The organism is Alteromonas sp. ABH4_456 (assembly GCF_056160645.1).
Genome location: NZ_JBSWXO010000004.1, coordinates 130,963 through 152,998 on the forward strand (window position 1 = coordinate 130,963; position 22,036 = coordinate 152,998).

Genomic DNA, 22,036 nt, shown 5'->3' on the forward strand with positions numbered 1-22,036 from the left:
CGGTTCAAGTGTTAGTAAGTTGTAAATTTATTTTATCAAAATCATCGTCAAGAACGTGAAATAAGCGAGTAGAACAATGCGCCAGATTCAGAATTTTATCAGAGGAGAATTTGTCGAAGCGGCTTCAGGAAAACGCTTCGATAAAGTATCGCCCGTTACCGGCGAAATCATTGCCAGCGTTGCCGAAGCCGGAAAGTCAGACGTTAATGAAGCAGTGCTTGCAGCAAAGGCGGCGCTTAATGGTGAGTGGGGCGCAATGACCACTGACGAGCGTGTGGCTATGTTGTACGAAGTGGCTGACGAAATCACCCGCCGTTTTGAGGATTTCGTCGAAGCCGAGATGGCCGATACCGGTCAGCCTCAGCATGTGATGCGCCATGTCTTCATTCCTCGCGGTGCAGCAAACTTCAAGATTTTCGCAGATACCATTAAGAACGTCGCGACTGAAAGCTTCCGTCTGGATACGCCGGATGGCGCTGGCGCACTCAACTACGGCGTACGCAAACCCAAAGGCGTTATTGGCGTTATCAGCCCGTGGAACGCACCATTCATGCTGATGACCTGGAAAGTCGGTCCGGCACTGGCCTGTGGGAACACCGTAGTGGTCAAGCCTTCTGAAGAAACCCCGCTTACCGCAACCCTGCTGGGTGAGGTGATGAATAAAGTGGGTGTACCGGCCGGCGTGTATAACGTGGTTAACGGTTTTGGTCCGGATTCCGCCGGTGAGTTTGTTACTCAGCATCCTAAAGTTGACGGCATCACTTTTACCGGTGAAACCCGAACCGGTACCGCCATCATGAAAGCCGCGGCAGAGGGTACACGGGACGTGTCCTTCGAGATGGGCGGTAAGAATGCAGGAATCGTTTTCGCCGACTGTGATTTTGATAAGGCGGTCGAGGGTATTTTCCGCTCAGCGTTCCTGAATACCGGTCAGGTTTGTCTGGGTACAGAGCGTGTGTACGTAGAGCGTCCGATATTCGAGAAATTTGTTCAGGCGCTGAAAGAGAGAGCTGAGGCCGTTTCTCTCGGGCGTCCTACCGACGCGGGTGTGAACTACGGGCCGCTTATCAGTAAAGAACACCAGGACAAGGTGCTGTCCTATTACAAAAAAGCGGTGGAAGAGGACGCGACTGTAGTTACCGGCGGCGGTATTCCGGACATGCCTGATAGCGTGAAAGGCGGTAACTGGATCCAGCCTACAATCTGGACCGGCCTGTCTGACGATGCCACCGTCATTCGCGAGGAAATATTCGGCCCGTGCTGTCATATCCGCCCGTTCGACAGCGAAGAAGAGGTGGTGAACCTGGCCAATGATACGCAATATGGCCTCTCCACCACCATCTGGACCCAGAACCTTGGCGTAGCTCATCGCATGGCAGAAAACATCGATGTAGGGATCTGCTGGGTGAACTCATGGTTCCTGCGCGATCTGCGCACCGCTTTCGGTGGCACCAAACAGTCTGGTATAGGCCGCGAAGGTGGCGTGCATTCGCTGGAGTTCTATACCGAGCTGCGCAACGTCTGCATCAAGATGTAAGGAGACTGACATGGATAATCAGTTAATCAATAAACTCGGCGATGAGCTTTACGAAGCTTTCGTTTCCAGAAATACCCTGACGCCTTTCACCGAGCAATATCCGGATATCACGTTGGAGCAGGCCTACCGCATTCAGGAGCGCTTTATTCAACGTCGGCTAAACAGCGGAGAAACGGTAACCGGTAAGAAAATTGGTGTTACCAGTGCCGCAGTGCAGAAAATGCTCGGCGTGTTTCAGCCTGATTTCGGCATTCTCACTAGCAAGATGGTGAATCGCCAGGGTGAGGTGATTGATCTAAACGGACTTATTCAGCCAAAAGCAGAGGCGGAATTGGCACTGGTGCTGAAAGAAGATCTTATTGGCCCCGGTATCACGCCGGTAGATGTGATGCGTGCTACTGACTATGTCAGCCCCTGTTTTGAAATCGTCGATTCCCGTATCACAGACTGGAAAATCAAGATTCAGGATACAGTGGCAGACAATGCTTCCTGCGGGGTTTATGTGCTGTCTGATCAGAAACTCGACCCGCGCAAGGTGGATATCACCATGTCCGGCATGACCCTTTATAAAAACGGTGAACTGTTCTCAACCGGAGTCGGCGCAGCTGTGCAGGGTTCGCCCTTCAATGCTGTCGCCTGGCTCGCTAATACTCTTGGTGAACTCGGTATTCCGTTTAAGGCCGGAGAGGTCATTCTGTCCGGTTCCCAGTCTGCGCTGGTGCCGGTGTCTGACGGCGACGAACTGACCTGTACTCTGGGCGGTATCGGTGAATGCTCAGTGCGATTTGAAGGGGGAACAGCACTATGAAAACACAACTGACTCAGGATCAGATCACCCGCTTCTGCGAGCGTGTGGAAGGCGCGCAGACCCGTGCCTACGCCATCCCTAAACTGACCAATGAATTTGCGGAGATGACCGTCGAGGATGGTTACTTTGTGCAGAACGCGTTGCGAAAACGCTTCCTTGAACAGGGTCAGCGGCTGGTGGGCTGGAAGGCCGGTCTTACCTCTAAAGCTAAAATGCAGCAGATGGGCGTATCGGTGCCAACTATCGGTTTTCTTACTGACGCCATGAGCGTACCGGAAAATACTGTGGTCGATACCGCTGAACTGGTTCATCCCCGGGTAGAGCTGGAAGTGGCTTTTGTGACCAAAGCAGAACTGTCCGGCCCCGGATGTACCGCATCTGATGTTCTTGCTGCAACAGATTTTATACTGCCGGCCATTGAGGTCATAGATTCACGCTATGAAAACTTCAAATTCGATTTGCCCAGTGTGGTAGCCGACAACTCATCCTCAGCGAAATTTGTCGCCGGTGGTCGCCCCCGGTATGCCGAGGATGTGGAGCTGGATCGACTTGGTGTGGTGCTGGAAATCAACGGTGAAATCGTTGAGACCGGATCCTCTGCGGCGGTGCTTGGTCATCCGGCTGAGGCCATGGCCATGCTGGTAAACATTCTCGCGGATATGAACGAAGTGTTGCCGGCCGGCAGCTTTGTAATGAGCGGCGGTATCACTGCGGCTGTGGCGGTGAAGCCTGGTGATTCCGTGGTAGCCCGTTACCAGGAACTTGGCAGCGTCAGCGTACGCTTCACCTGAGCAGGAGTGACTCATGCCAATAATTGAAATGCATATGATGAAAGGTCGTACCGATGAGCAAAAACGGTGTGCAGCCAAAGCAGTGACGGACGCCATCGTAGAATCTCTCGGTGTGAAGAAAGAGTCTGTTCGCATTCTTATTACTGAACATGGTGACTGCGACTTCTTTGTATCGGGTCTCACAATGGCGGAGCGAAATCACCAGCGAGAATTAAAACTGGAAGGAAATTTATGATGAAAAAAATCAAATGTGCCCTGATAGGTTCGGGAAACATCGGCACCGATCTGATGTACAAGGTGATGCGAAGCGAAGTGCTGGAACCGGTATGGATGGTAGGTATTGACCCGGGATCTGAAGGGCTGGCACGGGCTCAGAAAATGGGGCTTAAAGTAACCGCTGATGGTGTTGATGGGCTGTTGCCACATGTTGAGGCGGATGAGATTCAGATCGCTTTCGATGCTACCAGCGCTTATGTCCACGCTGAAAACAGCCGTAAACTCAATGAGCTTGGCGTGATGATGATCGATTTGACGCCTGCAGCCATTGGCCCGCTTTGTGTGCCGCCGGTAAACCTGAAACAACATGCAGAAAAACAGGAAATGAATGTAAACATGATTTCCTGTGCTGGTCAGGCAACCATTCCTATCGTTAACGCCGTGTCTCAGGTACAGACCGTAGAGTACGCGGAAATTATTGCCAGCCTGTCTTCTAAGTCTATCGGGGCGGGTACCCGGGCAAACCTTGATGAGTTCACCTACACCACTTCAAATGCTATCGAGAAAGTGGGTGGGGCGAAGAAAGGGAAAGCGCTGGCGATTATCAATCCCGCAGAGCCCCCTATCATCATGCGTAACACTATCTACTGCCTGACGGAGGATGCGCCGGACGAAGCCAAAGTGCGCAACTCTATTCTCTCCATGATTGAGCAGGTACAGAAGTATGTGCCAGGCTATCGCCTGGTTAATGGTCCGGTTTTCGATGGCAATAAAGTAGCTGTGTTTATGGAAGTGGCAGGGCTTGGCGACTACCTGCCGAAATATGCCGGCAACCTCGACATCATGACTGCCTCTGCTACCCGCACAGCAGAGATGTTTGCCGAAGAAATACTTAACGGCACCCTGTTGCTGAAACCTGTGGAGGCTGCGTAATGAGTGAGCAGAGAAAAGTAATGCTGCATGACATGTGTCTGCGCGACGGCATGCATGCAAAAAAAGAACAGATCAGTGTTGAGCAGATGGTGAAAGTCGCCACGGCTATGGATAACGCCGGTGTACCGCTCATTCAGGTTACCCATGGCGCAGGTCTGGGCGGTAACTCATTGCAACATGGTTTTGCTATGGCCAGCAATGAGGAATATATCAGTGCTGTAGCTGCAGCGGTGAAAGAGACCATCATCTCGGTACTGCTTATACCAGGGCTCGGCACGATGAAAGAGCTGCGCTCAGCCTATGAAGCCGGAGCAAGAAGTATTCACGTTGCCACTCACTGTACGGAAGCCGATACCTCACCACAACACATTGCCTGCGCCAGAGAATTGGGAATGGACACGTCAGGCTTTCTGATGATGTCTCACCTGAACACGCCTCAGGGCCTGACAGAACAGGGCAAGCTAATGGAATCTTACGGTGCGCAGACTGTGTATATCACGGATTCTGCCGGTTACATGCTGCCTGCGGATGTGACTGAAATCATCTCCCGCCTCCGCGGTGAACTGAAACCGGAAACCGAGATTGGCTTCCACGGCCATCATAACCTGGGGATGGGCGTCGCCAATTCCATTGCGGCTATTCAGGCTGGTGCCACCCGCATAGATGCGTCGGTTGCAGGTCTTGGTGCAGGTGCCGGTAACACGCCACTGGAAGTGCTGGCTGCTGTGTGTGAACGTATGGGTATTCCTACCGGCTGCGACCTGTTTAAGCTGATGGACGTAGCGGAAGACATCATTGTTCCTATGATGGATCACATGGTTCGCGTTGACCGCGATTCCCTGACTCTGGGGTACGCTGGCGTGTACTCCACGTTCCTACTGCATGCGAAAAAGGCCGCAGAGAAATATGGCATTACCGCCCGGGATATTCTGGTCGAACTGGGCCGTAAGAAAATGATCGGCGGACAGGAAGACATGATTCAGGACACCGCCATGACGCTGGCCAAAGAAAAAGGCCTGCTAAAAGAAGCGAGCTAGTCTGAAGCGCGACCTGTTGAGGGGGAGTTCTGCTTTTAAAACCCTCCGCAACATGGATGTTGCGGCGGAGCGTCCATGGATGGATTCACCGCGAGTTTTAAAAGCAGAACTCTCGTCTCTCCAGAAAGTCGCGCTACCACGAAGTATGTAGGAGGTTTATATGTCCGATAAAAAACTTGCTGTTGTCGTGGGAGCCACGGGAACTTTTGGTGTTGAAATTGTGCGTCAGCTTGGTGATGCTGGGCTGAATGTGCTTGCAGTCGGTCGGGACGCAGATGCGTTGTCGAGCCTTGCCAGTCAGTATGACTACGTTCAGACCTGCCAGGCCGATATCAGTAACGACAGTGCGATTGCGGCTATCGGCAATGCCGTATCCGGCACGGTAGCCATGGTCGTTCACGGACCGGGTGTCGGCGTAGCCGGTGGAATAATGACAGCACCCACCGAGACAATGGTGGATGCAGTGAATATCAAAGTAGGCGGCATGCTGCGGGTAACCCGCGCAGTCCATGACCACCTCGAGGCTGGCAGTCGTCTGGTGGCCATCGGTGGTCACTACGGACTGGAGCCAACGGAGTATGCCGCATCAGCCGGTGTAGCCAATGCTGCTCTGGTCAACGTGATGCGTCAGCTGTCGCTGGCATATGGCGAGAAGGGTATTACTGCTCACACCATAGCGCCGGGCCCTGCAGATAGTGAGCGGCTTCGTCGGGTAGCATCGGCGCGGGCAGAACAGCGGGGTATTGATGTGGAAGACGTGCTTGATGAACTCAAAGCAGATTCATCGGTACGTCAGTTTACCACCGCCGATCAGGTTGCCTGGGCGGTGTGTAATCTGCTCGATCCCCGAGCCATCGCCATGACAGGCTCTACTATCATGCTGGATTCCGGTCGTCGTAAAGGGCTGCCCTAGGCTGCTCTTATTAACGTGACGAATATCGTCATAGGAGATGTTTTATGCCAATCGTTCACTTTCATTTACCAGAGCGTCTGGCCGGACGGGAACAGGTCGAGGCCGTTGCCGCTAAAGCCACGGCAATTTATGCAGAGGTGCTGGATAGTCCGGTAGAACGCATTCGTGTTTATACGCATATTCTGCCTGACTACTGTGTCACTGTGGGTGGCAAAACGCTGAATGCCGGCGCACCACCAGCACCGTTCTTTGAGTTTTTCGTCCTGAAAGGACGCTCACTTGAACAGCGCCATCGTGTTTCTGCGGGTTTTACGGAAATGTTATCGCTGACGCTGGGTTGTGATGCCAGCATTATTCGCGGTGTGTGTAATGAGGTTGAACCGGACAACTGGAGCATAGCTGGTAAGCCCGCTTCCGCCGTCCGACAAGGTGAGATAGCCAGTCGCGCAGGTACGCACTAAGCATTGATTGACCACTACCTCAATCCAGTAATAGACCTGCCGGCTTTGCCGGCAGCGGGAGAAAGACTATGCCTTTTAACGTCGATGTTACTAACAGCGATGAAACCTTCAACTGCCGAGCAGATGAAAACCTGCTCGCTGGAATGATGCGACGTTCCGGGAAATGCATTCCTGTGGGATGTCGCGGCGGTGGCTGCGGGGTGTGTAAGGTCAGAGTGATTTCCGGCCTGTGCAAGACCACAAAAATGAGCGCCTGCCATGTGACGCCTGAAGAGCAGGCAGAAGGGTATTTACTGGCCTGTAAGGCACTTCCGACAACAAATATCGTAGTGGAGATTATCGGCAATATTCGTAAGAAAGTCTGTGAGCAACGCAAAAAGGAAGCGGCGGTTCTGAACAAGTAACCCCGATACTTCTGCGGATGTCAGAAATACTCATGCGTCCCCGGCAGGAATCGAACCGTTAATATGGGCTGATTTTCTCATTACTGTGTATGTGTGTATATCAACTTCTTAGGCACGGTTCATTTTGTATCTCAAATAAATGCGCATGACATTGCGTATTTATTATTTCAGGCGTTGTTGCCTAAATTGAACTTTACAGCGTTTACCTGATCAGATCGTCATATTTCCTGGTGGCGAATAAGAATGGGCAAGGCGAAAAGTAAGATATCTAATTGGTCTGCGTACAACAAAGCGTTGGTCAATCGCGGTTCGATATCCTAAAGCAGGTAATGGTCGCCGTCCGTATGCGCTTGAGACCATGTTTCGCATTCATTGTATGCAGCAATGGTATAGCCTTGGTGATGAAGCAATGGAAGATGCGTTATATGAAATTGCTTCGATGCGTCAGTTTGCACAACTGTCGCTGGATAAAGCCATTCCTGACCGTACTACCATTATGAACTTCCGGCACTTGCTGGAAAAACACAAGCTGACTCGCAAATTATTCAAAACGGTTAACCAATGGCTGACGGACAGCGGTGTGATGATGACGCAGGGGACACTGGTGGATGCCACGCTTATTGAAGCGCCAAGTTCTACTAAAAATAAAAAGAATGAACGTGATCCGGAGATGCATCAGACCAAGAAAGGCAATGAATGGCATTTCGGCATGAAAGCCCATATTGGTGTGGATGCCAAGAGTGGCCTCACCCGTAAATTGGTAACCACCGCCGCCAATGAGCATGACCTGAATCAGATGAAGAACCTGTTGCATGGCGATGAGGAGTTCATCTCTGGCGATGCCGGATATCAAGGCGCAGAGAAGCGGGAAGAGTTGAAAGATACTAATGTGGAATGGCTGATAGCAGAGCGTCCCGGCAAAGTTCGGGCGCTGAAGAGGCATCCCCGCAAAAACAAAACTGCCATCAACATCGAATACTTAAAAGCCAGCATCCGGGCCAAGGTTGAACACCCGTTTCGCATTATCAAATGTCAGTTTGGCTTTTTCAAAGCACGTTATAAAGGACTGATGAAAAATGACTCACAGTTAGCCATGTTATTCACCTTGGCGAACCTGTTTAAAGTAGACCAAATGCTACGATGACAGCCAAGATCTGTCTGAAATCCGGGAATAGCCCGGAATTAGGTCGAAACCTGGCCTAAAACGGCAGTATATTAGCCAAAATTGAAAATTTAGCGTTTAAAATTCAAGCTACCAGCAAAAAGTATCGCTTGTTACCTAAACTGAAGGACTTATTCGCAGTTTCCTTAGAATGACTCAACGTCTAGTCCCACTTGTAGAGTGACAAATCGAACTACACTTCTTATCTTTTCGAGAAATGGCCGGAACGGTGGAGTTCGAATCCACAACCTTCCCCTTAGGAGGGGGATGCTCTATCCAATTGAGCTACGTCCCGGTAATAGAAAAATACTGATTATTAGATCGTCTTCAGCATTATATTAACGCTTGCCTGCCAAAATAAGCTATTGCGTATTTATATCTATTTACCTGACTGTGTATGTCAGTAATTTAAATACGCACAGTCCCATACCCAAATTAAGAACCAACATCTAAGCCTTAGGAGGGCCTTGTTTTATCCATTAAACTATAGGGACATCCGGTCCGGAACTGCCGGAGAACCGCTATTATAGCTATCCTGAATGGAAGTTGAACCCGCAATTCTCTGATTTACCGTGTTTTCTATCGTCTGGCTACAAAATCATTGGGCTGGATATTGGCAAGAATTCCCCCGTCAACCGCTTCAACCGTAGCGCTGTCAACGGATGCGCTGGTTACCCGCACTTTCACGGGATAAAGGTTATATTGCAAAAATGTCATGCCCTGCGGATCGCGCACCTGGCTGGTTTTATAGACGGTGAGTTCGTCACCGGGTTGAATACCATGACTCCGGCCAATGGATACCTGCAAGACATCGCCTCTGACTGCCAGTACCCGGCCGGTAGCAGGCTGACAGGTGAGCATATCATCAATGTCTTCAACCACGCCGGTAAACAACCGGTTGACGGCTTTGCCGTATTCACTTTGCCAGAACCGGTAGCTGCTGACATCAATCTGTGAGAACTGATCGAATTCCCACACGGCTTCGGTAGCATAATTTTTCTGCATGAGTACGGCACCGTTCATACCGTCTACCAGAGATACATCGAGGGAAAACTGACGCAATGCATCATCACTCTTCCAGAATGCCAGTGAAGAGTGAGCGGGACGCAGCATACTCAAATCTGTAATGGTTGCTGCCAGAATGTATTGTGAGCGGCTCTGACGGGCCAGGTCAGGTGCCTGAGCCAGCACATTAGCGCGGTTCCATCTGACAGTGTAGGGCACTATCTGAGCCAGAGAAGTTAATTCAGAGCGGGCTTTAAATAATTGCTGGAGGTGTCTGGGTGCCTGTTCGGATAAATCGTGGATTTGTCCGTCCTGTGCCTGCGCCCTGTGTTCGATAGGAAACCAGGTGGTGACCAGGGTTTTTTGAAAGTCAGCAGCACTGCAAGTAGCGGTTTGCGGAAAAATATCTGCCCGTATGGTTACTGTTACATAATCGCTGTGCCATTTCTCATCAATAAGCTCAAGGTTGTTCACTTCTCCGCTGGCACTGATTTGAAGCCTGTCTTCCTGCAACAGTCCGTTGGTCAGCATCTGAACACTTTGCACAGAAGCGCCGGCAAAAATCATTGCCTGTCTGATCGCCTCTTCGGTGGCCTTTGCTTTGGCGGCAATTTTATCTCCGCCCTGGATGAGTGCCTGTCCTCTGGCTTCATACCAGGCGGCAGAAGTTTGCCACGACAGTAATAAAAATAGCCCTGTAAGAAACAGTTTAATCCCCGCTGGCCGGAGCAAATTGTCAATTCGAGTCATCTTTATCACCGCAATCATATTTAAAATGAAGCGGAACCGCTGGCAAAGCAGCGTTTCCGGCTTTATGTGCAAAGACAAGAGCAAAAAACGTTCCTGAAATTGCGTCTGAAAAATGGCGCAGGACATCAGGGCACGGTTATTGCTGGAAACGGGTAACAGAAACAATCTGCTGTGGATGCAGAACAATGGTGTTCAGCGACATTCAGCAAACTGATTAATAACTACAGGTGGGTTATGCAATCTATTATCCTGCAATCAGCAAGAGCTACAGGCGTCAGTCTGGTATTACTGCTGGGTGGTTGCTCAGGGCTTATTGATAAGCATGTTGAGTGGGAAGTGGTGGAGCCGGAAAGTTACCCAGTGCTGACAGCGATAGGATATGCACCCGTTGCGCAGCAAATGGGTCAGACGGAAAATGACCGCTCTCTGATGGCAATGAAAGCATCAAAGCTGGATGCCTACCGCGAACTGGCTGAGCAGGTATACGGTCAGCGACTGAATGGTTCTCAGTCGGTGGCGAACATGGTGATGCAGGATTCACAATTAAAAGCATCTGTTGAAGGCGTGATCCGCGGCGCGAGGGTGATAAAAAGTTATCCGGTGGGCGAGGATACTTACGCTACTGAGTTAGAGCTGGACATGCGTAAGGTGTACGATATTTACCTGACAACCGCTAAGCCTAAAAGGATTAGAGACGTTACTTATTACTGAGCCGGTTTACTGGCTCCGGTCTTCTGCAAAAAGCAAAAAAGCCCGTTTTCACGGGCTTTTTGGTACTTGTCACTGTTATCAGGCGCTCACGCCTCTGCCCAGTCCGGAGCCTTTCGGCTTTCCGCTTTTATCGTAGGTCAGAGATTCTTTGGCGCGGACTTCCAGCATTAAATTACGCAGGTGGGTCAACCTGAGCTGACCCTGTTCAACAGCTTTTTGATTAACTGATGTACGGTACTGACACTCTTCGAGAAGCTTTTTGGCCTGGGCAATCAAGGCGGTAACATCGTCTGGCGCTGTTTTTTCCGCTGTATGTGCAGTGTATTGCTTACTGATAGCAATATCACTTTGCTGAATGGTATCGAGGGTTTGCTCTTTATCCTTGAGCAGATTCATCAATGCCTCAGCATCCCGGGAGCTGATCAGGTGCAATTCCTGTTCAAGCAAAGTCGCCAGATGCGTTAAGTTTGCGATCTGTTGCTCCAGTGCCTGTACCAGTGACTGCGACATAAATTACTCTCTACGATTTAATGCCAAAAACCTGCGCTTCTAACCGTGCGATTTTCTGCGCCAGGGAATCCGGGTCGATTTTATACTCACCACTTTGAATGGCTTTCTTCAGTTTGTCGACCTTTTCCTGATTGACCGGCGCCTCAGTGCCTTTCTTCTGCACCTGACTTAACTGCTGAGCAGACTGAGTCAGTGAGACAGAATCCTGGCGCGGAGCCGTCGTCTGTGTATTTTTCGCCGCAGCTTCCTGTTGTTGCGCCGTTTGTGTCTGTGCCTGCTGATTATTCAGCTTTGCATTGTCAATGGGCGCCTTAGGGGTTCCATTGTTAACATTGTTGATTGCCATAAATTTTTTCCACTACCAATAACACCTCATACACGTTATCGGCCTGAACTGGCGCATCTTTAACCTTTTTTCAGTGTTTTTTACTGTTTCAGGCTATAAATTCACAACCACTGTTTGCGTGCTGGCAACTTCAGCGATAAGCGTCTTTTTCGACGATGCGTTAACTACCTGAATACTATCGCCTATTACCCCGTCCTGTCTAGCGATGCCGGCCGTTTTCACCTGCATTCCCGCGGCCTGAGCACGGATCGTGATGCGATCACCTTTACAGACAAAGCATAGCATATTTGCCTGTACAGGCTGGCCGTCACGGACCCGTCTTTTCATTCTCGCGCCGATAAGCTCCTTTTGCGACATGTAACTGGTGTGCCGTAACTGGTTAATGTCTACTTCAGCCAGCTTCAGGTTTGCTGATGTCAGCACTGTGCCAGGACTGATAAGACCGGAGGTCACCACCACCGTGCGGGTCCGCGCAACCCGTGCGTTGGTAAACAGATACCAGTCATTGTTGCCGCAACTCACTCTTACTGAAATATAGGACTGGGTGAGGGCGCTGCTGTCTGCGTGATACTGAAAAGGCGTATGGCAGGCTGGGATCTGAATGCGGTCATCAACTGGCACAATACTTACCTGAATATTATCGTCGCCGTGAGCGTCCCCAATAGCGCTTAACAGATAAGCCTGAGCTTCCTGCTGAATTTTTTCCCGCATCTGCGCTGAAGATTGGGCAAATGCCGGAATACTGGCTATGTTTAGCATCATCAGCAACATAACCATCAGCGGCCTGCTTAAAGATTTCTGCAATAATTTCGATAACTTTTTCTGCATGATGACTTTTTTCGTGTTCAGTTCATTGTATTTTGACTATGATTAAAAGCAGAACCCTTAGATTCGTAATGGTTAAAGTGTCACTTTTTTGGCGATTCTGTTTTTAAACATTAAGTGATATGGTGAAACGCAATGTTCGTGCCCAATTTAAATTAGAGGTGATGTATGTCAGGCATTCTTGATTCCGTTAACCAGCGCACGCAGTTAGTGGGGCAGAATAGGCTGGAGCTACTGTTGTTCAGACTCAACGGCCGTCAGCGCTTTGGTATTAACGTGTTCAAAGTGCGGGAGGTACTGCAGTGCCCGCCATTGACAGCAATGCCTAAATTGAATTCACTGGTACGGGGAATTGCGCATATCCGCGGGCAAACCATTTCTGTCATCGACCTGAGCATGGCAACAGGCGGCAGACGGATTGAAAACCTCGAAACAGCGTTTATCGTTATTGCAGAGTACAACCGCTCAGTACAGGGCTTTCTGGTTGGCGCGGTTGAACGCATTATCAATACGAACTGGGATGCCATTATGCCACCGCCGCAGGGGACGGGTCGCGCCAGTTATCTTACTGCCGTTACGGAAGTGGATAAAGAGCTGGTGGAAATTCTGGACGTAGAAAAAATTCTTAACGAAATTTCTCCCCTCAAAGCCGAGGTTAGTAAAGATGTTATCGCCGGGCTGGATACCACTGCTCAGGAAGATAAGATTATATTCATTGCCGATGATTCTTCAGTTGCCCGCAGTCAGGTGAAAAAAGCGCTGACGGCACTGGGACTGAAAATGGAGCTGGCTAAGAATGGCCTGGAAGCATTGAACCGTCTCAAAGAGATTGCTGCTGAAACCGGCGACGTTACAGATAAAGTGGGCGTACTGGTTTCCGATATAGAAATGCCGGAAATGGACGGATACACTCTGACGGCTGAAATTAAAAATACCCCTGAATTGCAGAAATTAAAAGTGGTTCTGCACACGTCGTTAAGCGGGGTATTCAATCAGGCGATGGTGCAAAAAGTCGGTGCCGATGATTTCATCGCAAAATTCCATCCTGATGAGCTTGCTACTGCTGTAGGTAAATGGTTGTCTAACTGATTGACGGGGCAAGGGAAGCTTGAAAAATAAAGAAGTGTCTGCCGACAGTTACCGTCAGTTCGGAACTTTTCTGCAGCAACAGTGTGGCATTTCATTAGGCGACAACAAGCAATATCTTGTCCGTAGCCGCTTGTCGTCTTTGATGTACGAATACGACTACGACAGCCTGGACGGATTGATTGCAGCAGTGGTACGCGGTGGGAACCGTAATTTGTTGCAATCCGTTCTGGATGCCATGACCACCAATGAAACCCTCTGGTTTCGTGATAATTATCCCTACGAATTACTTATTAATAATATCTTGCCGCAGTACGCCAGTGAAAATCGCCGGTTGCGGATCTGGAGTGCTGCCTGTTCCTCAGGACAGGAACCGTACTCCATCGCTATGTCAGTACTGGAATTTCAGCGGCAAAAAACCGGCGCTTTAAGAGCAGGGGTGGAAATTACCGGCACAGATTTGTCGTCGGCCATGCTGGAGAAGTGCAACAAAGGTGTGTATGACGAACTTTCTCTGGCCCGCGGGTTATCGGCAGAACGCCGTCAACGCTATTTCTCTCCCAACAGTGAGGGGATGGTTCAGGTCAATGAGGAAGTACGCAGAATGGTTTCTTTTAAAAGCCTGAATCTGCTGCACAGTTATACAGCACTGGGTCGCTTCGACATCGTATTTTGCCGTAATGTACTGATTTATTTCCCGGCAGATGTGAAACAAAAGATACTGCAACAAATTGCCGCCCAGATGCAGCCCGGGGGGATTTTGTTCCTCGGTGCTTCCGAATCTATCGGTGAAGCCGGATCTCACTTTACCATGGTGAAGTGCCATCCCGGCCTTTACTATCAAAGAAATAAATAATCCTCCGATGCCCCGCCCGGGGCGTCAAAAAATACTTGGCACTTCATTTGCAAAGTTTTCAACAATAAGAAAACGACGATTCACACTCTGAGTCTCTTTTTAATTCGATGTTGTTGAAATCTTTGCCTGTGGAGTGTTTTACATGGCCATCAACCTAGACAATCTGACCGGTTTCCATAAAAAAGCGCTGGATATCAGAGAGCAGAAGATGGAAGTGATTGCCGGTAATCTGGCAAACGCAAACACCCCCGGCTACAAAGCCCGCGATATAGACTTTAAGCAAGCCATGGAAAGCGCCCGCAGTGAACAGCGCCAGGGTTCTTTGCAACGCACTCATGAAAATCACATTGGTGGCGGTCTCAATATCAACAGCTTCGACATCGATTATCGAATCCCAAATCAGCCCGACACCGGGGACGGCAACACCGTTGAAGTGCAGGCTGAAAGAAATGCCTTTCTGGATAACGGAATGAGATACCAGGCAACCCTGCAATTTCTCGAAGGAAAACTGAAAGGTATGAAGAAGGCCTTAAGTGGAGGGCAAAGTTAATGAGCCTGTTTAATGTCATGTCCATTTCCGGTACCGGTATGGAAGCAGAAAGTGTCCGTCTGAACACCACCGCCAGTAACATAGCTAATGCTAACAGCGTCAGCAGCAGTTACGATGAAACCTACAAGGCACGCTATCCGGTTTTCGCCGCAGAACTTGCCAGAGCATCTGATGAACAGAGCAAAGGCGTGGGTGTTGAGGTTAAAGGCGTAGTGGAGAGCGATGCACCTCTGCAAATTGAGTATGCACCGAACAATCCCATGGCTGATGAAAACGGTTATATCTACAAGCCCAACGTCAACATTGTCGAAGAAATGGCAAATATGATGTCCGCTTCGAAAGGCTACGAAACAAACGTTCAGGTTGCTGATACAACCAAACGTATTTTCCGTCAGGTACTGCAGCTTGGTCGCGGTCAGTAACCGCGCTGAGCAGAGGGTATTTTCGTGAGTACTATTTCAAATACGACCGGCTTAAATTCAGAGCTCTACTGGCAGGAAGAAGGTGTAGCCGTTGCCGATGGCAGCGAACAGCGCCTGACTCAGGAAGACTTCTTCTCACTGCTTACAGAGCAGCTGGCGAATCAGGATCCAACTAAACCGGTGGACAATGATCAGATGGTTGCCCAGATGACATCTTTCACGATGGCAGACGGGATCTCCCAGTTGAATGAAAAGTTCGAATCCTTTGCCGCGTCTATGACCTCCAATCAGGCATTGCAGGCTTCCAGTCTGATTGGTCAGCAGGTGCTGGTGGAAGGTAATGTGGGCTACATGGCAGAAGAAGGTGCCGGCTTCAGTGGTGTACTCGTTAACGATCAGACCGTGCAGGATCTGAAGATCACCATCGAAAATCAATATGGTGAAATTGTTAAGACCATTGATGCAGGAACGCAGGCGGCAGGAAATATCCAGTTTAACTGGGACGGAACAGACACAAACGGCAATCCTATGCCGGCCGGAGAATATGTGGTTAATGCTAACGGCACCGTCGACAATGAAGGGACAACCGTTCCTACTGCTATTAACCGGCAGGTAGGCAGTGTCAGCATGACTGGCAGCAGTCAGGGCATTATTTTGAATTTGGCGGGTGATGTGAGTATCAACCTCAGCGACGTCATCCAGATAGGCAGTTAACAGGAGAAAGAGTTATGTCTTTTAATATTGCACTTAGTGGCGTTGCAGCCGCGCAGAAAGATCTCGACGTAACCGCCAATAACATCGCGAACGTCAACACGGTGGGCTTTAAAGAATCCCGTGCGGAATTTGGTGATGTCTATGCATCGTCATTGCTGGCAGGCGGTAAAACAAAAGTTGGTGACGGTGTTTTGACACAAGATGTGGCACAGCAGTTTTCTCAGGGTAGTTTACAGTTTACTAATACTTCTCTGGATCTTGCGATCACAGGTAACGGCTTCTTTGCCACGGTGCCTGAAATCACATCACGGGACTTCTCATTTACCCGTGCCGGACAGTTCAAGCTGGATGAAGATAACTTCGTTGTGAACAGTAACGGTGACAACTTATTAGGGTTTCCGGTAAATACAGATGGCACAAGTTCATCTGTAGCATTAAGTACTACTATCCCCGTACGCATTCCTGACTCATCCGGTTCGCCGCAACAAACAAGCGAAGTGGATATCCGGATGAACCTGCCGGCAGGGGATCAGGCACTAGACCCTACATTATTTAATCCGGACGATCCGCTGACTTATAACGCGGCCACATCAGTCACCGTTTACGATTCACTGGGTGACAGCCATGTAATGACTTACTATTTCATCAAAGACCCGGCGGCTACAACCACTAATGACTGGTATGTTGCTACTGCCATTGATGACAATCTCGTCGATCTGGTGAACTCTGACGGGACTAACTCAGACCCGGCAACGGCTACGAACGTGGTGGGTACTGCAAGTGGTTCAGCAGTCACCGTGGCGAAAATGTCTTTCAGTCAGGGCGGTGATTTTGTGGGCATTGAATCGCCGGATGGTGTGGCTCAGACTAACCTGAAGATTCAAACAGAAGCCTTAGGTGGAACTATTCTGTCAAACGGTTCTGATCCGTCACAACAAATTGCAATAGACTTTAACCTTGATCCGGCGGGGGCAACCACCAACGAACCGACTCAGTTTGCGTCAGCGTTTGAGGTTACTTCACTGGAGCAGGATGGTTTACCGGTGGGCCGTTTGACGGGTATCGATATCGGTGCCGACGGCCTGGTTCGGGCGACCTTTTCGAACGGTACTTCTGAGCCTATTGTAAGGGTTGCGCTGGTGCGCTTTTCAAACGAGCAGGGCCTGACCCAGCAAAGCAGCACCCAGTGGAAAGAATCAATCGCTTCCGGTGAGGCACTGGCAGGCGAAGCCACAACCGGTACTTACGGTGAAATTAACTCATCAGCTCTGGAGCAGGCGAACGTTAACCTGACTACCGAGCTGATTGACCTGATTATCGCTCAGCGTAACTTCCAGGCGAACTCACGGGCGCTGGAGGTCAACAACCAGCTGAACCAGACAATTCTGAATATCCGTTAATACGTCAGTGGTATAACATTCAGGCAGGCCGGTTTTCCGGCCTGTTTTATTTCTGCGCCCGGGCGGTTGCTGACATTTACCCTCCGCCCGTGTTGTCAGGCCAGGCAACTTTGTCAGCAGGCCGTCAAACTTTCCCTTCTTTACGTCAAATTACTTTTGGCATTTGATTTGCAGTTATCACTGTAAGGTTCATAAAAACGTCAAAAGTCAGTCATGGATAAATTACTCTATATTGCTGCAAGCGGCGCCAAGCAAGACCTGCTGGCTACCGGAGTGCGCGCCAATAATCTGGCTAATGCGCAGACTACCGGTTTCCGTGCGCAGCTTGAACAGGCCAGAGCTATGCCGGCATACGGCGAAGGTTTGCCGACCCGCGTATTTTCCATGACTGAAAGCCCGTCTAATAACTATGAGTCCGGTGCAATGGTGCAGACCAACCGCGACCTGGATGTTGCTATTCAGGGAGACGGCTGGTTTTCCGTTCAGGGCGCCGACGGACAGGAAGCTTACAGCCGTGACGGCAGCTTTCAGCTTGGTGCTGACGGCATGCTTACAGACATGCATGGCAACATTGTGATGGGTGACAACGGGCCAATTTATCTGCCTGTGCCACTGGATAATCTGAATATTGCAATGGACGGCACCATTTCCACCCGCCCTGTTGGCGCACCGGAGAATGTGTCGGAAGAGGTGGGCCGGTTAAAGCTGGTTAACCCCGATTTGAATAACCTTGAAAAAGGCTATGACGGTCTGTTCAGAACCAAAGACGGCGCGGCAGTCGATGCCGACGCAAATGTCATGGTCAGAACCGGCATGCTGGAAAGTTCCAATGTGAACGCAGTTGATGAGATGGTCAATATGATCAGTCTGCAACGCCATTATGAGATGCAGGTCAAGCTGATGAAACAGGCTGACGAGCTATCTACACGTGGTAATCAATTGCTTCGCATAATTTAATTTTTAACTAACGACCACATGCTGTTGCCGGTGGTCAGGAGGTCGATATGCATCCTGCGTTATGGATTAGTAAAACTGGGCTAGACGCCGCACAAACCGACGTTGCCGTGGTATCCAATAACCTGGCAAACGCCTCAACCGTAGGCTTCAAGAAAGATCGCGCGATCTTTGAAGATCTGCTGTATCAGAATATCAACCAGCCGGGCGGACGTTCGTCGGCCGACACTGAACTGCCTTCAGGCCTGATGCTGGGCTCCGGTTCAAAAGTGGTTGCCACGCAAAAAGCCCACACTCAGGGTAATATGCTGACTACCGAAAATGCACTGGATATGTCTATTCAGGGCCGCGGATACTTTGAAATTCTGCAGCCTGACGGAACCATTGCTTATACCCGTAATGGTCAGTTTACGTTAAACGATCAGGGCCAGATTGTGACCTCAGGCGCCGGTTTCCTGTTACAGCCGGAAATTGCAGTACCTGAAGATGCCCAGCAAATTACTATTTCTCAGGATGGTGAGATTTCTGCCTCAGTACGTGGTCAGGCTGAACCTCAGGTGCTGGGCCAGCTGAACGTGTCTGATTTTGTTAATCCCACCGGCTTACAACCTACCGGACAAAACCTGTTTGTGGAAACCGCATCCAGTGGAGCGCCGATTCAGGGCGTGCCGGGTTTGCAGGGGTTGGGTACGATTTCTCAGGGCACGCTGGAAACCTCCAACGTAAACGTCACGGAAGAACTGGTAAACCTGATTGAAAGTCAGCGTTTATACGAGATGAACTCAAAAGTAATTTCTTCCGTTGACCAGATGCTTGGTCAGGTGATTCAGCAGCTTTAACAGGTGATGTCATGCGAATTTTTGGCTTTATCGCAATCAGTGTAATGCTGGCGGGATGCAACAGCACCCCGCAGCCACCGGCCCAGGCGAATGATCCTGCGTTTGCTCCGGTGATCCCCGATATTCCCCGGGAGCAGATCACTGAGGACGGGGCACTGTTCCGCCCTTACATGGCAAACAGTTTGTATTCTGATGTGACCGCGCGTCGGGTAGGCGACATCATTACCGTTACGCTGAGTGAAAATACCGCGGCGTCCAAAACGGCTGATACCACAACAGCGAAAAGCACCGGCGTGGATGTGCAACCAATAACCGGCCTGGGTGGCGATACCATTAATCTTGGAAGCCAGTCCATTCAGTTCGGACTGAATTCGTCGAATGATTTTACCGGTAATGCTCAGGCGAACCAGAGCAACAGCCTGTCAGGTGCTATCTCGGTTACCGTGGTTGATGTGATGCCAAACCAGAATCTGGTGATCCGGGGAGAAAAATGGCTGACGCTGAATCAGGGGGATGAATATATCCGTCTGACCGGCATTATCCGTCCTGCGGACATCAGCCCTGAGAACGAAATTGTGTCCACAAAGATTGCCAATGCCCGCATTCAGTACAGTGGTACAGGCAGCTTTGCACGGGCACAGGAAAAGGGCTGGCTTACCCGCTTTTTCTCTTCCGACGTGTGGCCTTTCTAGGAGCAACTTATGCCAATTTTAAGATTTCTCCTTGTAACTGCTGTGATATTTGCAGCGCCTCTTGCTGATGCACAACGTATTAAAGACGTGGCCAGTATTCAGGGTGTGCGAAGCAACCAGCTGGTGGGTTACGGACTGGTTGTGGGGTTGCCGGGTACCGGTGAACAAAGTCCGTTTACCGAACAAAGCTTCCGCACCATGCTCAGCAACTTCGGTATCAGCCTGGATCCGAATACCAAGCCAAAAATTAAAAATGTGGCAGCAGTTGCCGTACATGCTGAACTGCCGCCGTTCATCAAGCCCGGTCAGTCTATCGATGTGACTGTATCATCAGTGGGCGAAGCCAGCAGCCTGCAAGGCGGCACATTGTTGCAAACCTTCTTAAAAGGGGTTGACGGAAAAGTCTATGCCGTTGCTCAGGGCAGCCTGGTAGTAAGTGGTTTCGGTGCCCAGGGCGGAGACGGATCACGCATTGTGGTGAATACACCTACTGTTGGCCGTATCCCGAACGGCGCGTTTGTTGAGCAAACTGTTCCTTCCGGTTTTGCTAACGGTGACACCTTAACACTGAATCTGCACTATCCGGATTTTTCTACTGCCAAGCGGCTTGCCGATACCATTAATGAACGTCTTGGTGCGCAACCGGATCAGGGCTATACCATTGCCACTCCTATTGATGCTGCATCTGTCCGGGTCACCGCACCCCGTGATGTGGGTCAGCGGGTCGGTTTTCTGGCGACGGTGGAGAATTTTGATTTCGAACCCGCTGACGCTCCGGCGCGGGTGGTTATTAACAGCCGTACCGGAACCATTGTAATCGGTCAGGATGTGGTACTGCTGCCTGCAGCTATCACCCACGGCGGATTAACGGTGACGATTGCTGAAAACCAACAGGTGTCTCAGCCTAATGCTCTTGCAGACGGAAACACCGTAGTGACGACCCAGTCTATTGTGGATGTGGATCTGGCAGACAGCCGCATGTTCAAGTTTGAACCCGGTGTAACACTGGATCAGCTGGTACGTGCCGTGAACGAAGTGGGTGCCGCTCCGGGCGATTTGATGGCAATCCTTGAAGCCCTGCGTCAGGCCGGTGCGCTTCGTGGTGAACTGGTGATTATCTGATGAATCTGCAGAACACTTCCCAAAGCCAGTTAGAAATGGCCCGTAATGCCAGTGATATCAGCGGGCTTAATAACCTGCGTGAAGCCATGGCAAGTGGTAACGGTGAAGTGTTGCAGGAAGCGGCACAGCAATTTGAAGCGATTTTTGTGCAAATGATGCTGAAGTCTATGCGCAAGGCCCAGGATGCCCTTGCTGATGAGGACAGCCCGTTTAACTCTGAACAGGTTAAGTTCTACCGTGATATGCACGATCAACAACTGGCCGTGGACTTATCCAGTAATGGCGGGCTCGGCCTGGCTGATTTAATTGTGAAGCAACTTGGTCAGCAGGACCCGGACTACCGTCCGGCAAGTACCCTGCGCTCCGACGGCAACCTGTCGTCAATCAATCGTGAAAGGGCAGAGGCAGTAAGCCGTGCTCAGGCAACAATGCTGGATTCCGCGTCTGCCGGTTCACAATCCGCCTACAAGGCCGCAATGTTCAGTGACCAGCAGGACTTTGTAGAAACCCTCTATCCGTACGCAGAAAAAGCCGCAGAAGCACTGGGTACGGATGCCAGAGCCATTATCGCCCAGGCTGCCGTTGAGACCGGCTGGGGCCAGTATGTTATTCACGATAAGCACGGCAACAGCACGCACAATTTGTTTGGTATCAAAGCCAACAACCAGTGGCAGGGTGAGCAGGCTGTAGTTGATACCCTGGAATTCAGTAATGGTGTACCCGAACGGCGCAAAGCAGCCTTTCGTCAGTATGATTCTCTGGAATCCGGACTGGCCGATTACGTTGATTTTATCCGTACTCAACCCCGTTATCAGCAGGCTGTGGCAAACGGTGCAGATGCATCGCAATACTTTAATGAATTACAACAGGCCGGATACGCCACCGATCCGCAATACGCCAGTAAAGTGATGGCTGTTTACCGCAGTGATGCAGTACAGGGATATCAGCCATGAATACCGGACCTGCTCAACCTTATGATGTTCTGTTACGGA

General features: G+C 50.3%; 26 protein-coding genes and 1 tRNA gene. 22 read left to right on the forward strand and 5 right to left on the reverse strand.

Annotated elements, in window-relative coordinates:
• Positions 1 to 76 precede the first annotated feature (76 nt).
• The 10 genes from ACXAG2_RS08025 (at position 77) to ACXAG2_RS08070 (ending at position 8,244) form a co-directional block, all read left to right on the forward strand.
• On the forward strand, positions 77 to 1,537 hold the full coding sequence (locus ACXAG2_RS08025) for a 2-hydroxymuconic semialdehyde dehydrogenase (protein ID WP_474865826.1): 1,461 nt from the start codon (positions 77 to 79) through the stop codon (positions 1,535 to 1,537).
• Positions 1,538 to 1,547: 10 nt separating this feature from the next.
• Complete coding sequence (gene dmpE / locus ACXAG2_RS08030) at positions 1,548 to 2,345, forward strand: 2-oxopent-4-enoate hydratase (RefSeq protein WP_474865828.1); 798 nt, start codon at positions 1,548 to 1,550, stop codon at positions 2,343 to 2,345.
• Positions 2,342 to 3,136 carry a 2-oxo-3-hexenedioate decarboxylase gene (gene dmpH, locus ACXAG2_RS08035; protein WP_474865830.1) on the forward strand — a complete coding sequence of 265 codons (795 nt, stop codon included), beginning with the start codon at positions 2,342 to 2,344 and terminating at the stop codon, positions 3,134 to 3,136. The genes dmpE and dmpH overlap by 4 nt, the downstream gene beginning before the upstream one ends.
• A 13-nt stretch (positions 3,137 to 3,149) precedes the next feature.
• Positions 3,150 to 3,371, forward strand: a complete 222-nt coding sequence (locus ACXAG2_RS08040) for a tautomerase family protein (protein ID WP_474817786.1) — start codon at positions 3,150 to 3,152, stop codon at positions 3,369 to 3,371.
• Positions 3,368 to 4,285, forward strand: coding sequence for an acetaldehyde dehydrogenase (acetylating) (locus tag ACXAG2_RS08045; protein ID WP_474865832.1), 918 nt, complete (start codon positions 3,368 to 3,370; stop codon positions 4,283 to 4,285). Before ACXAG2_RS08040 ends, ACXAG2_RS08045 begins: the two co-directional genes overlap by 4 nt.
• Complete coding sequence (gene dmpG, locus ACXAG2_RS08050; protein ID WP_474817788.1) at positions 4,285 to 5,322, forward strand: 4-hydroxy-2-oxovalerate aldolase; 1,038 nt, start codon at positions 4,285 to 4,287, stop codon at positions 5,320 to 5,322. Before ACXAG2_RS08045 ends, dmpG begins: the two co-directional genes overlap by 1 nt.
• A 160-nt stretch (positions 5,323 to 5,482) precedes the next feature.
• Positions 5,483 to 6,235, forward strand: a complete 753-nt coding sequence (locus tag ACXAG2_RS08055) for an SDR family oxidoreductase (protein ID WP_474865835.1) — start codon at positions 5,483 to 5,485, stop codon at positions 6,233 to 6,235.
• A 44-nt stretch (positions 6,236 to 6,279) separates the two neighbouring features.
• Positions 6,280 to 6,696 (forward strand): tautomerase family protein, encoded by a 417-nt coding sequence (locus tag ACXAG2_RS08060; RefSeq protein WP_474817790.1) that lies wholly within the window; start codon positions 6,280 to 6,282, stop codon positions 6,694 to 6,696.
• Positions 6,697 to 6,764: 68 nt separating this feature from the next.
• Positions 6,765 to 7,100, forward strand: coding sequence for a 2Fe-2S iron-sulfur cluster-binding protein (locus ACXAG2_RS08065; RefSeq protein WP_474865836.1), 336 nt, complete (start codon positions 6,765 to 6,767; stop codon positions 7,098 to 7,100).
• A 271-nt stretch (positions 7,101 to 7,371) separates the two neighbouring features.
• Entirely contained in the window at positions 7,372 to 8,244 is an 873-nt protein-coding gene (locus ACXAG2_RS08070; protein WP_474866221.1) for an IS5 family transposase, read from the forward strand.
• Positions 8,245 to 8,480: 236 nt separating this feature from the next.
• Here the strand turns inward: ACXAG2_RS08070 and ACXAG2_RS08075 are convergent.
• Positions 8,481 to 8,557, reverse strand: a tRNA-Arg gene (locus ACXAG2_RS08075).
• Positions 8,558 to 8,841: 284 nt separating this feature from the next.
• Positions 8,842 to 10,017 carry a flagellar assembly protein T N-terminal domain-containing protein gene (locus ACXAG2_RS08080; RefSeq protein WP_474865838.1) on the reverse strand — a complete coding sequence of 392 codons (1,176 nt, stop codon included), beginning with the start codon at positions 10,015 to 10,017 and terminating at the stop codon, positions 8,842 to 8,844.
• A 234-nt stretch (positions 10,018 to 10,251) separates the two neighbouring features.
• Here ACXAG2_RS08080 and ACXAG2_RS08085 point away from each other — a divergent pair, with 234 nt between their 5' ends.
• A complete protein-coding gene (locus ACXAG2_RS08085; RefSeq protein WP_474865840.1) occupies positions 10,252 to 10,728 on the forward strand; it encodes an LPP20 family lipoprotein in 477 nt (158 codons plus the stop codon).
• A gap of 78 nt (positions 10,729 to 10,806) precedes the next feature.
• Here ACXAG2_RS08085 and flgN read toward each other — a convergent pair whose 3' ends face one another.
• The 3 genes from flgN to flgA form a co-directional block, all read right to left on the reverse strand.
• Positions 10,807 to 11,238: a flagellar export chaperone FlgN gene (gene flgN, locus ACXAG2_RS08090; protein ID WP_474865843.1), complete on the reverse strand. Its 432-nt coding sequence runs from the start codon at positions 11,236 to 11,238 to the stop codon at positions 10,807 to 10,809.
• A 10-nt stretch (positions 11,239 to 11,248) separates the two neighbouring features.
• Positions 11,249 to 11,584, reverse strand: coding sequence for a flagellar biosynthesis anti-sigma factor FlgM (gene flgM, locus ACXAG2_RS08095; RefSeq protein ID WP_119500510.1), 336 nt, complete (start codon positions 11,582 to 11,584; stop codon positions 11,249 to 11,251).
• A 93-nt stretch (positions 11,585 to 11,677) separates the two neighbouring features.
• Positions 11,678 to 12,412, reverse strand: coding sequence for a flagellar basal body P-ring formation chaperone FlgA (flgA, locus tag ACXAG2_RS08100; RefSeq protein WP_474851004.1), 735 nt, complete (start codon positions 12,410 to 12,412; stop codon positions 11,678 to 11,680).
• 165 nt (positions 12,413 to 12,577) lie between these two features.
• Between flgA and ACXAG2_RS08105 the strand changes: the two genes are divergently transcribed.
• From ACXAG2_RS08105 to flgJ, 11 genes are all read left to right on the forward strand, one after another.
• Positions 12,578 to 13,498 (forward strand): chemotaxis protein CheV, encoded by a 921-nt coding sequence (locus tag ACXAG2_RS08105; RefSeq protein WP_474844621.1) that lies wholly within the window; start codon positions 12,578 to 12,580, stop codon positions 13,496 to 13,498.
• A 19-nt stretch (positions 13,499 to 13,517) separates the two neighbouring features.
• Positions 13,518 to 14,351 carry a CheR family methyltransferase gene (locus ACXAG2_RS08110; RefSeq protein ID WP_474865846.1) on the forward strand — a complete coding sequence of 278 codons (834 nt, stop codon included), beginning with the start codon at positions 13,518 to 13,520 and terminating at the stop codon, positions 14,349 to 14,351.
• A 142-nt stretch (positions 14,352 to 14,493) separates the two neighbouring features.
• On the forward strand, positions 14,494 to 14,901 hold the full coding sequence (gene flgB / locus ACXAG2_RS08115) for a flagellar basal body rod protein FlgB (protein WP_119500514.1): 408 nt from the start codon (positions 14,494 to 14,496) through the stop codon (positions 14,899 to 14,901).
• Positions 14,901 to 15,323 carry a flagellar basal body rod protein FlgC gene (gene flgC, locus ACXAG2_RS08120; RefSeq protein ID WP_474865849.1) on the forward strand — a complete coding sequence of 141 codons (423 nt, stop codon included), beginning with the start codon at positions 14,901 to 14,903 and terminating at the stop codon, positions 15,321 to 15,323. The genes flgB and flgC overlap by 1 nt, the downstream gene beginning before the upstream one ends.
• 24 nt (positions 15,324 to 15,347) lie before the next feature.
• Complete coding sequence (locus ACXAG2_RS08125) at positions 15,348 to 16,037, forward strand: flagellar hook assembly protein FlgD (protein ID WP_119500516.1); 690 nt, start codon at positions 15,348 to 15,350, stop codon at positions 16,035 to 16,037.
• Between the two features lie 14 nt (positions 16,038 to 16,051).
• Positions 16,052 to 17,437 (forward strand): flagellar hook protein FlgE, encoded by a 1,386-nt coding sequence (gene flgE / locus ACXAG2_RS08130; protein WP_119500517.1) that lies wholly within the window; start codon positions 16,052 to 16,054, stop codon positions 17,435 to 17,437.
• Between the two features lie 213 nt (positions 17,438 to 17,650).
• A complete protein-coding gene (gene flgF / locus ACXAG2_RS08135) occupies positions 17,651 to 18,394 on the forward strand; it encodes a flagellar basal-body rod protein FlgF (RefSeq protein ID WP_474844624.1) in 744 nt (247 codons plus the stop codon).
• Positions 18,395 to 18,441: 47 nt separating this feature from the next.
• Positions 18,442 to 19,230: a flagellar basal-body rod protein FlgG gene (flgG, locus tag ACXAG2_RS08140; RefSeq protein WP_119500519.1), complete on the forward strand. Its 789-nt coding sequence runs from the start codon at positions 18,442 to 18,444 to the stop codon at positions 19,228 to 19,230.
• Between the two features lie 11 nt (positions 19,231 to 19,241).
• The gene (flgH, locus tag ACXAG2_RS08145; protein ID WP_119500520.1) at positions 19,242 to 19,922 is read left to right on the forward strand and encodes a flagellar basal body L-ring protein FlgH; all 681 of its coding nucleotides are present in this window, start codon (positions 19,242 to 19,244) and stop codon (positions 19,920 to 19,922) included.
• A gap of 9 nt (positions 19,923 to 19,931) precedes the next feature.
• Positions 19,932 to 21,044, forward strand: a complete 1,113-nt coding sequence (locus ACXAG2_RS08150; protein WP_474865853.1) for a flagellar basal body P-ring protein FlgI — start codon at positions 19,932 to 19,934, stop codon at positions 21,042 to 21,044.
• A complete protein-coding gene (flgJ, locus tag ACXAG2_RS08155) occupies positions 21,044 to 21,997 on the forward strand; it encodes a flagellar assembly peptidoglycan hydrolase FlgJ (protein ID WP_474865856.1) in 954 nt (317 codons plus the stop codon). The genes ACXAG2_RS08150 and flgJ overlap by 1 nt, the downstream gene beginning before the upstream one ends.
• Positions 21,998 to 22,036 lie beyond the last annotated feature (39 nt).

Coding starts and splice junctions, on each gene's coding strand:
- ACXAG2_RS08025 (WP_474865826.1), top strand. CDS start 77: ATGCGCCAGATTCAGAATTTTATCAGAGGAGAATTTGTCGAAGCGGCT.
- dmpE (WP_474865828.1), top strand. CDS start 1,548: ATGGATAATCAGTTAATCAATAAACTCGGCGATGAGCTTTACGAAGCT.
- dmpH (WP_474865830.1), top strand. CDS start 2,342: ATGAAAACACAACTGACTCAGGATCAGATCACCCGCTTCTGCGAGCGT.
- ACXAG2_RS08040 (WP_474817786.1), top strand. CDS start 3,150: ATGCCAATAATTGAAATGCATATGATGAAAGGTCGTACCGATGAGCAA.
- ACXAG2_RS08045 (WP_474865832.1), top strand. CDS start 3,368: ATGATGAAAAAAATCAAATGTGCCCTGATAGGTTCGGGAAACATCGGC.
- dmpG (WP_474817788.1), top strand. CDS start 4,285: ATGAGTGAGCAGAGAAAAGTAATGCTGCATGACATGTGTCTGCGCGAC.
- ACXAG2_RS08055 (WP_474865835.1), top strand. CDS start 5,483: ATGTCCGATAAAAAACTTGCTGTTGTCGTGGGAGCCACGGGAACTTTT.
- ACXAG2_RS08060 (WP_474817790.1), top strand. CDS start 6,280: ATGCCAATCGTTCACTTTCATTTACCAGAGCGTCTGGCCGGACGGGAA.
- ACXAG2_RS08065 (WP_474865836.1), top strand. CDS start 6,765: ATGCCTTTTAACGTCGATGTTACTAACAGCGATGAAACCTTCAACTGC.
- ACXAG2_RS08080 (WP_474865838.1), bottom strand. CDS start 10,017: ATGACTCGAATTGACAATTTGCTCCGGCCAGCGGGGATTAAACTGTTT.
- ACXAG2_RS08085 (WP_474865840.1), top strand. CDS start 10,252: ATGCAATCTATTATCCTGCAATCAGCAAGAGCTACAGGCGTCAGTCTG.
- flgN (WP_474865843.1), bottom strand. CDS start 11,238: ATGTCGCAGTCACTGGTACAGGCACTGGAGCAACAGATCGCAAACTTA.
- flgM (WP_119500510.1), bottom strand. CDS start 11,584: ATGGCAATCAACAATGTTAACAATGGAACCCCTAAGGCGCCCATTGAC.
- flgA (WP_474851004.1), bottom strand. CDS start 12,412: ATGCAGAAAAAGTTATCGAAATTATTGCAGAAATCTTTAAGCAGGCCG.
- ACXAG2_RS08105 (WP_474844621.1), top strand. CDS start 12,578: ATGTCAGGCATTCTTGATTCCGTTAACCAGCGCACGCAGTTAGTGGGG.
- flgB (WP_119500514.1), top strand. CDS start 14,494: ATGGCCATCAACCTAGACAATCTGACCGGTTTCCATAAAAAAGCGCTG.
- flgC (WP_474865849.1), top strand. CDS start 14,901: ATGAGCCTGTTTAATGTCATGTCCATTTCCGGTACCGGTATGGAAGCA.
- flgE (WP_119500517.1), top strand. CDS start 16,052: ATGTCTTTTAATATTGCACTTAGTGGCGTTGCAGCCGCGCAGAAAGAT.
- flgF (WP_474844624.1), top strand. CDS start 17,651: ATGGATAAATTACTCTATATTGCTGCAAGCGGCGCCAAGCAAGACCTG.
- flgG (WP_119500519.1), top strand. CDS start 18,442: ATGCATCCTGCGTTATGGATTAGTAAAACTGGGCTAGACGCCGCACAA.
- flgH (WP_119500520.1), top strand. CDS start 19,242: ATGCGAATTTTTGGCTTTATCGCAATCAGTGTAATGCTGGCGGGATGC.
- ACXAG2_RS08150 (WP_474865853.1), top strand. CDS start 19,932: ATGCCAATTTTAAGATTTCTCCTTGTAACTGCTGTGATATTTGCAGCG.
- flgJ (WP_474865856.1), top strand. CDS start 21,044: ATGAATCTGCAGAACACTTCCCAAAGCCAGTTAGAAATGGCCCGTAAT.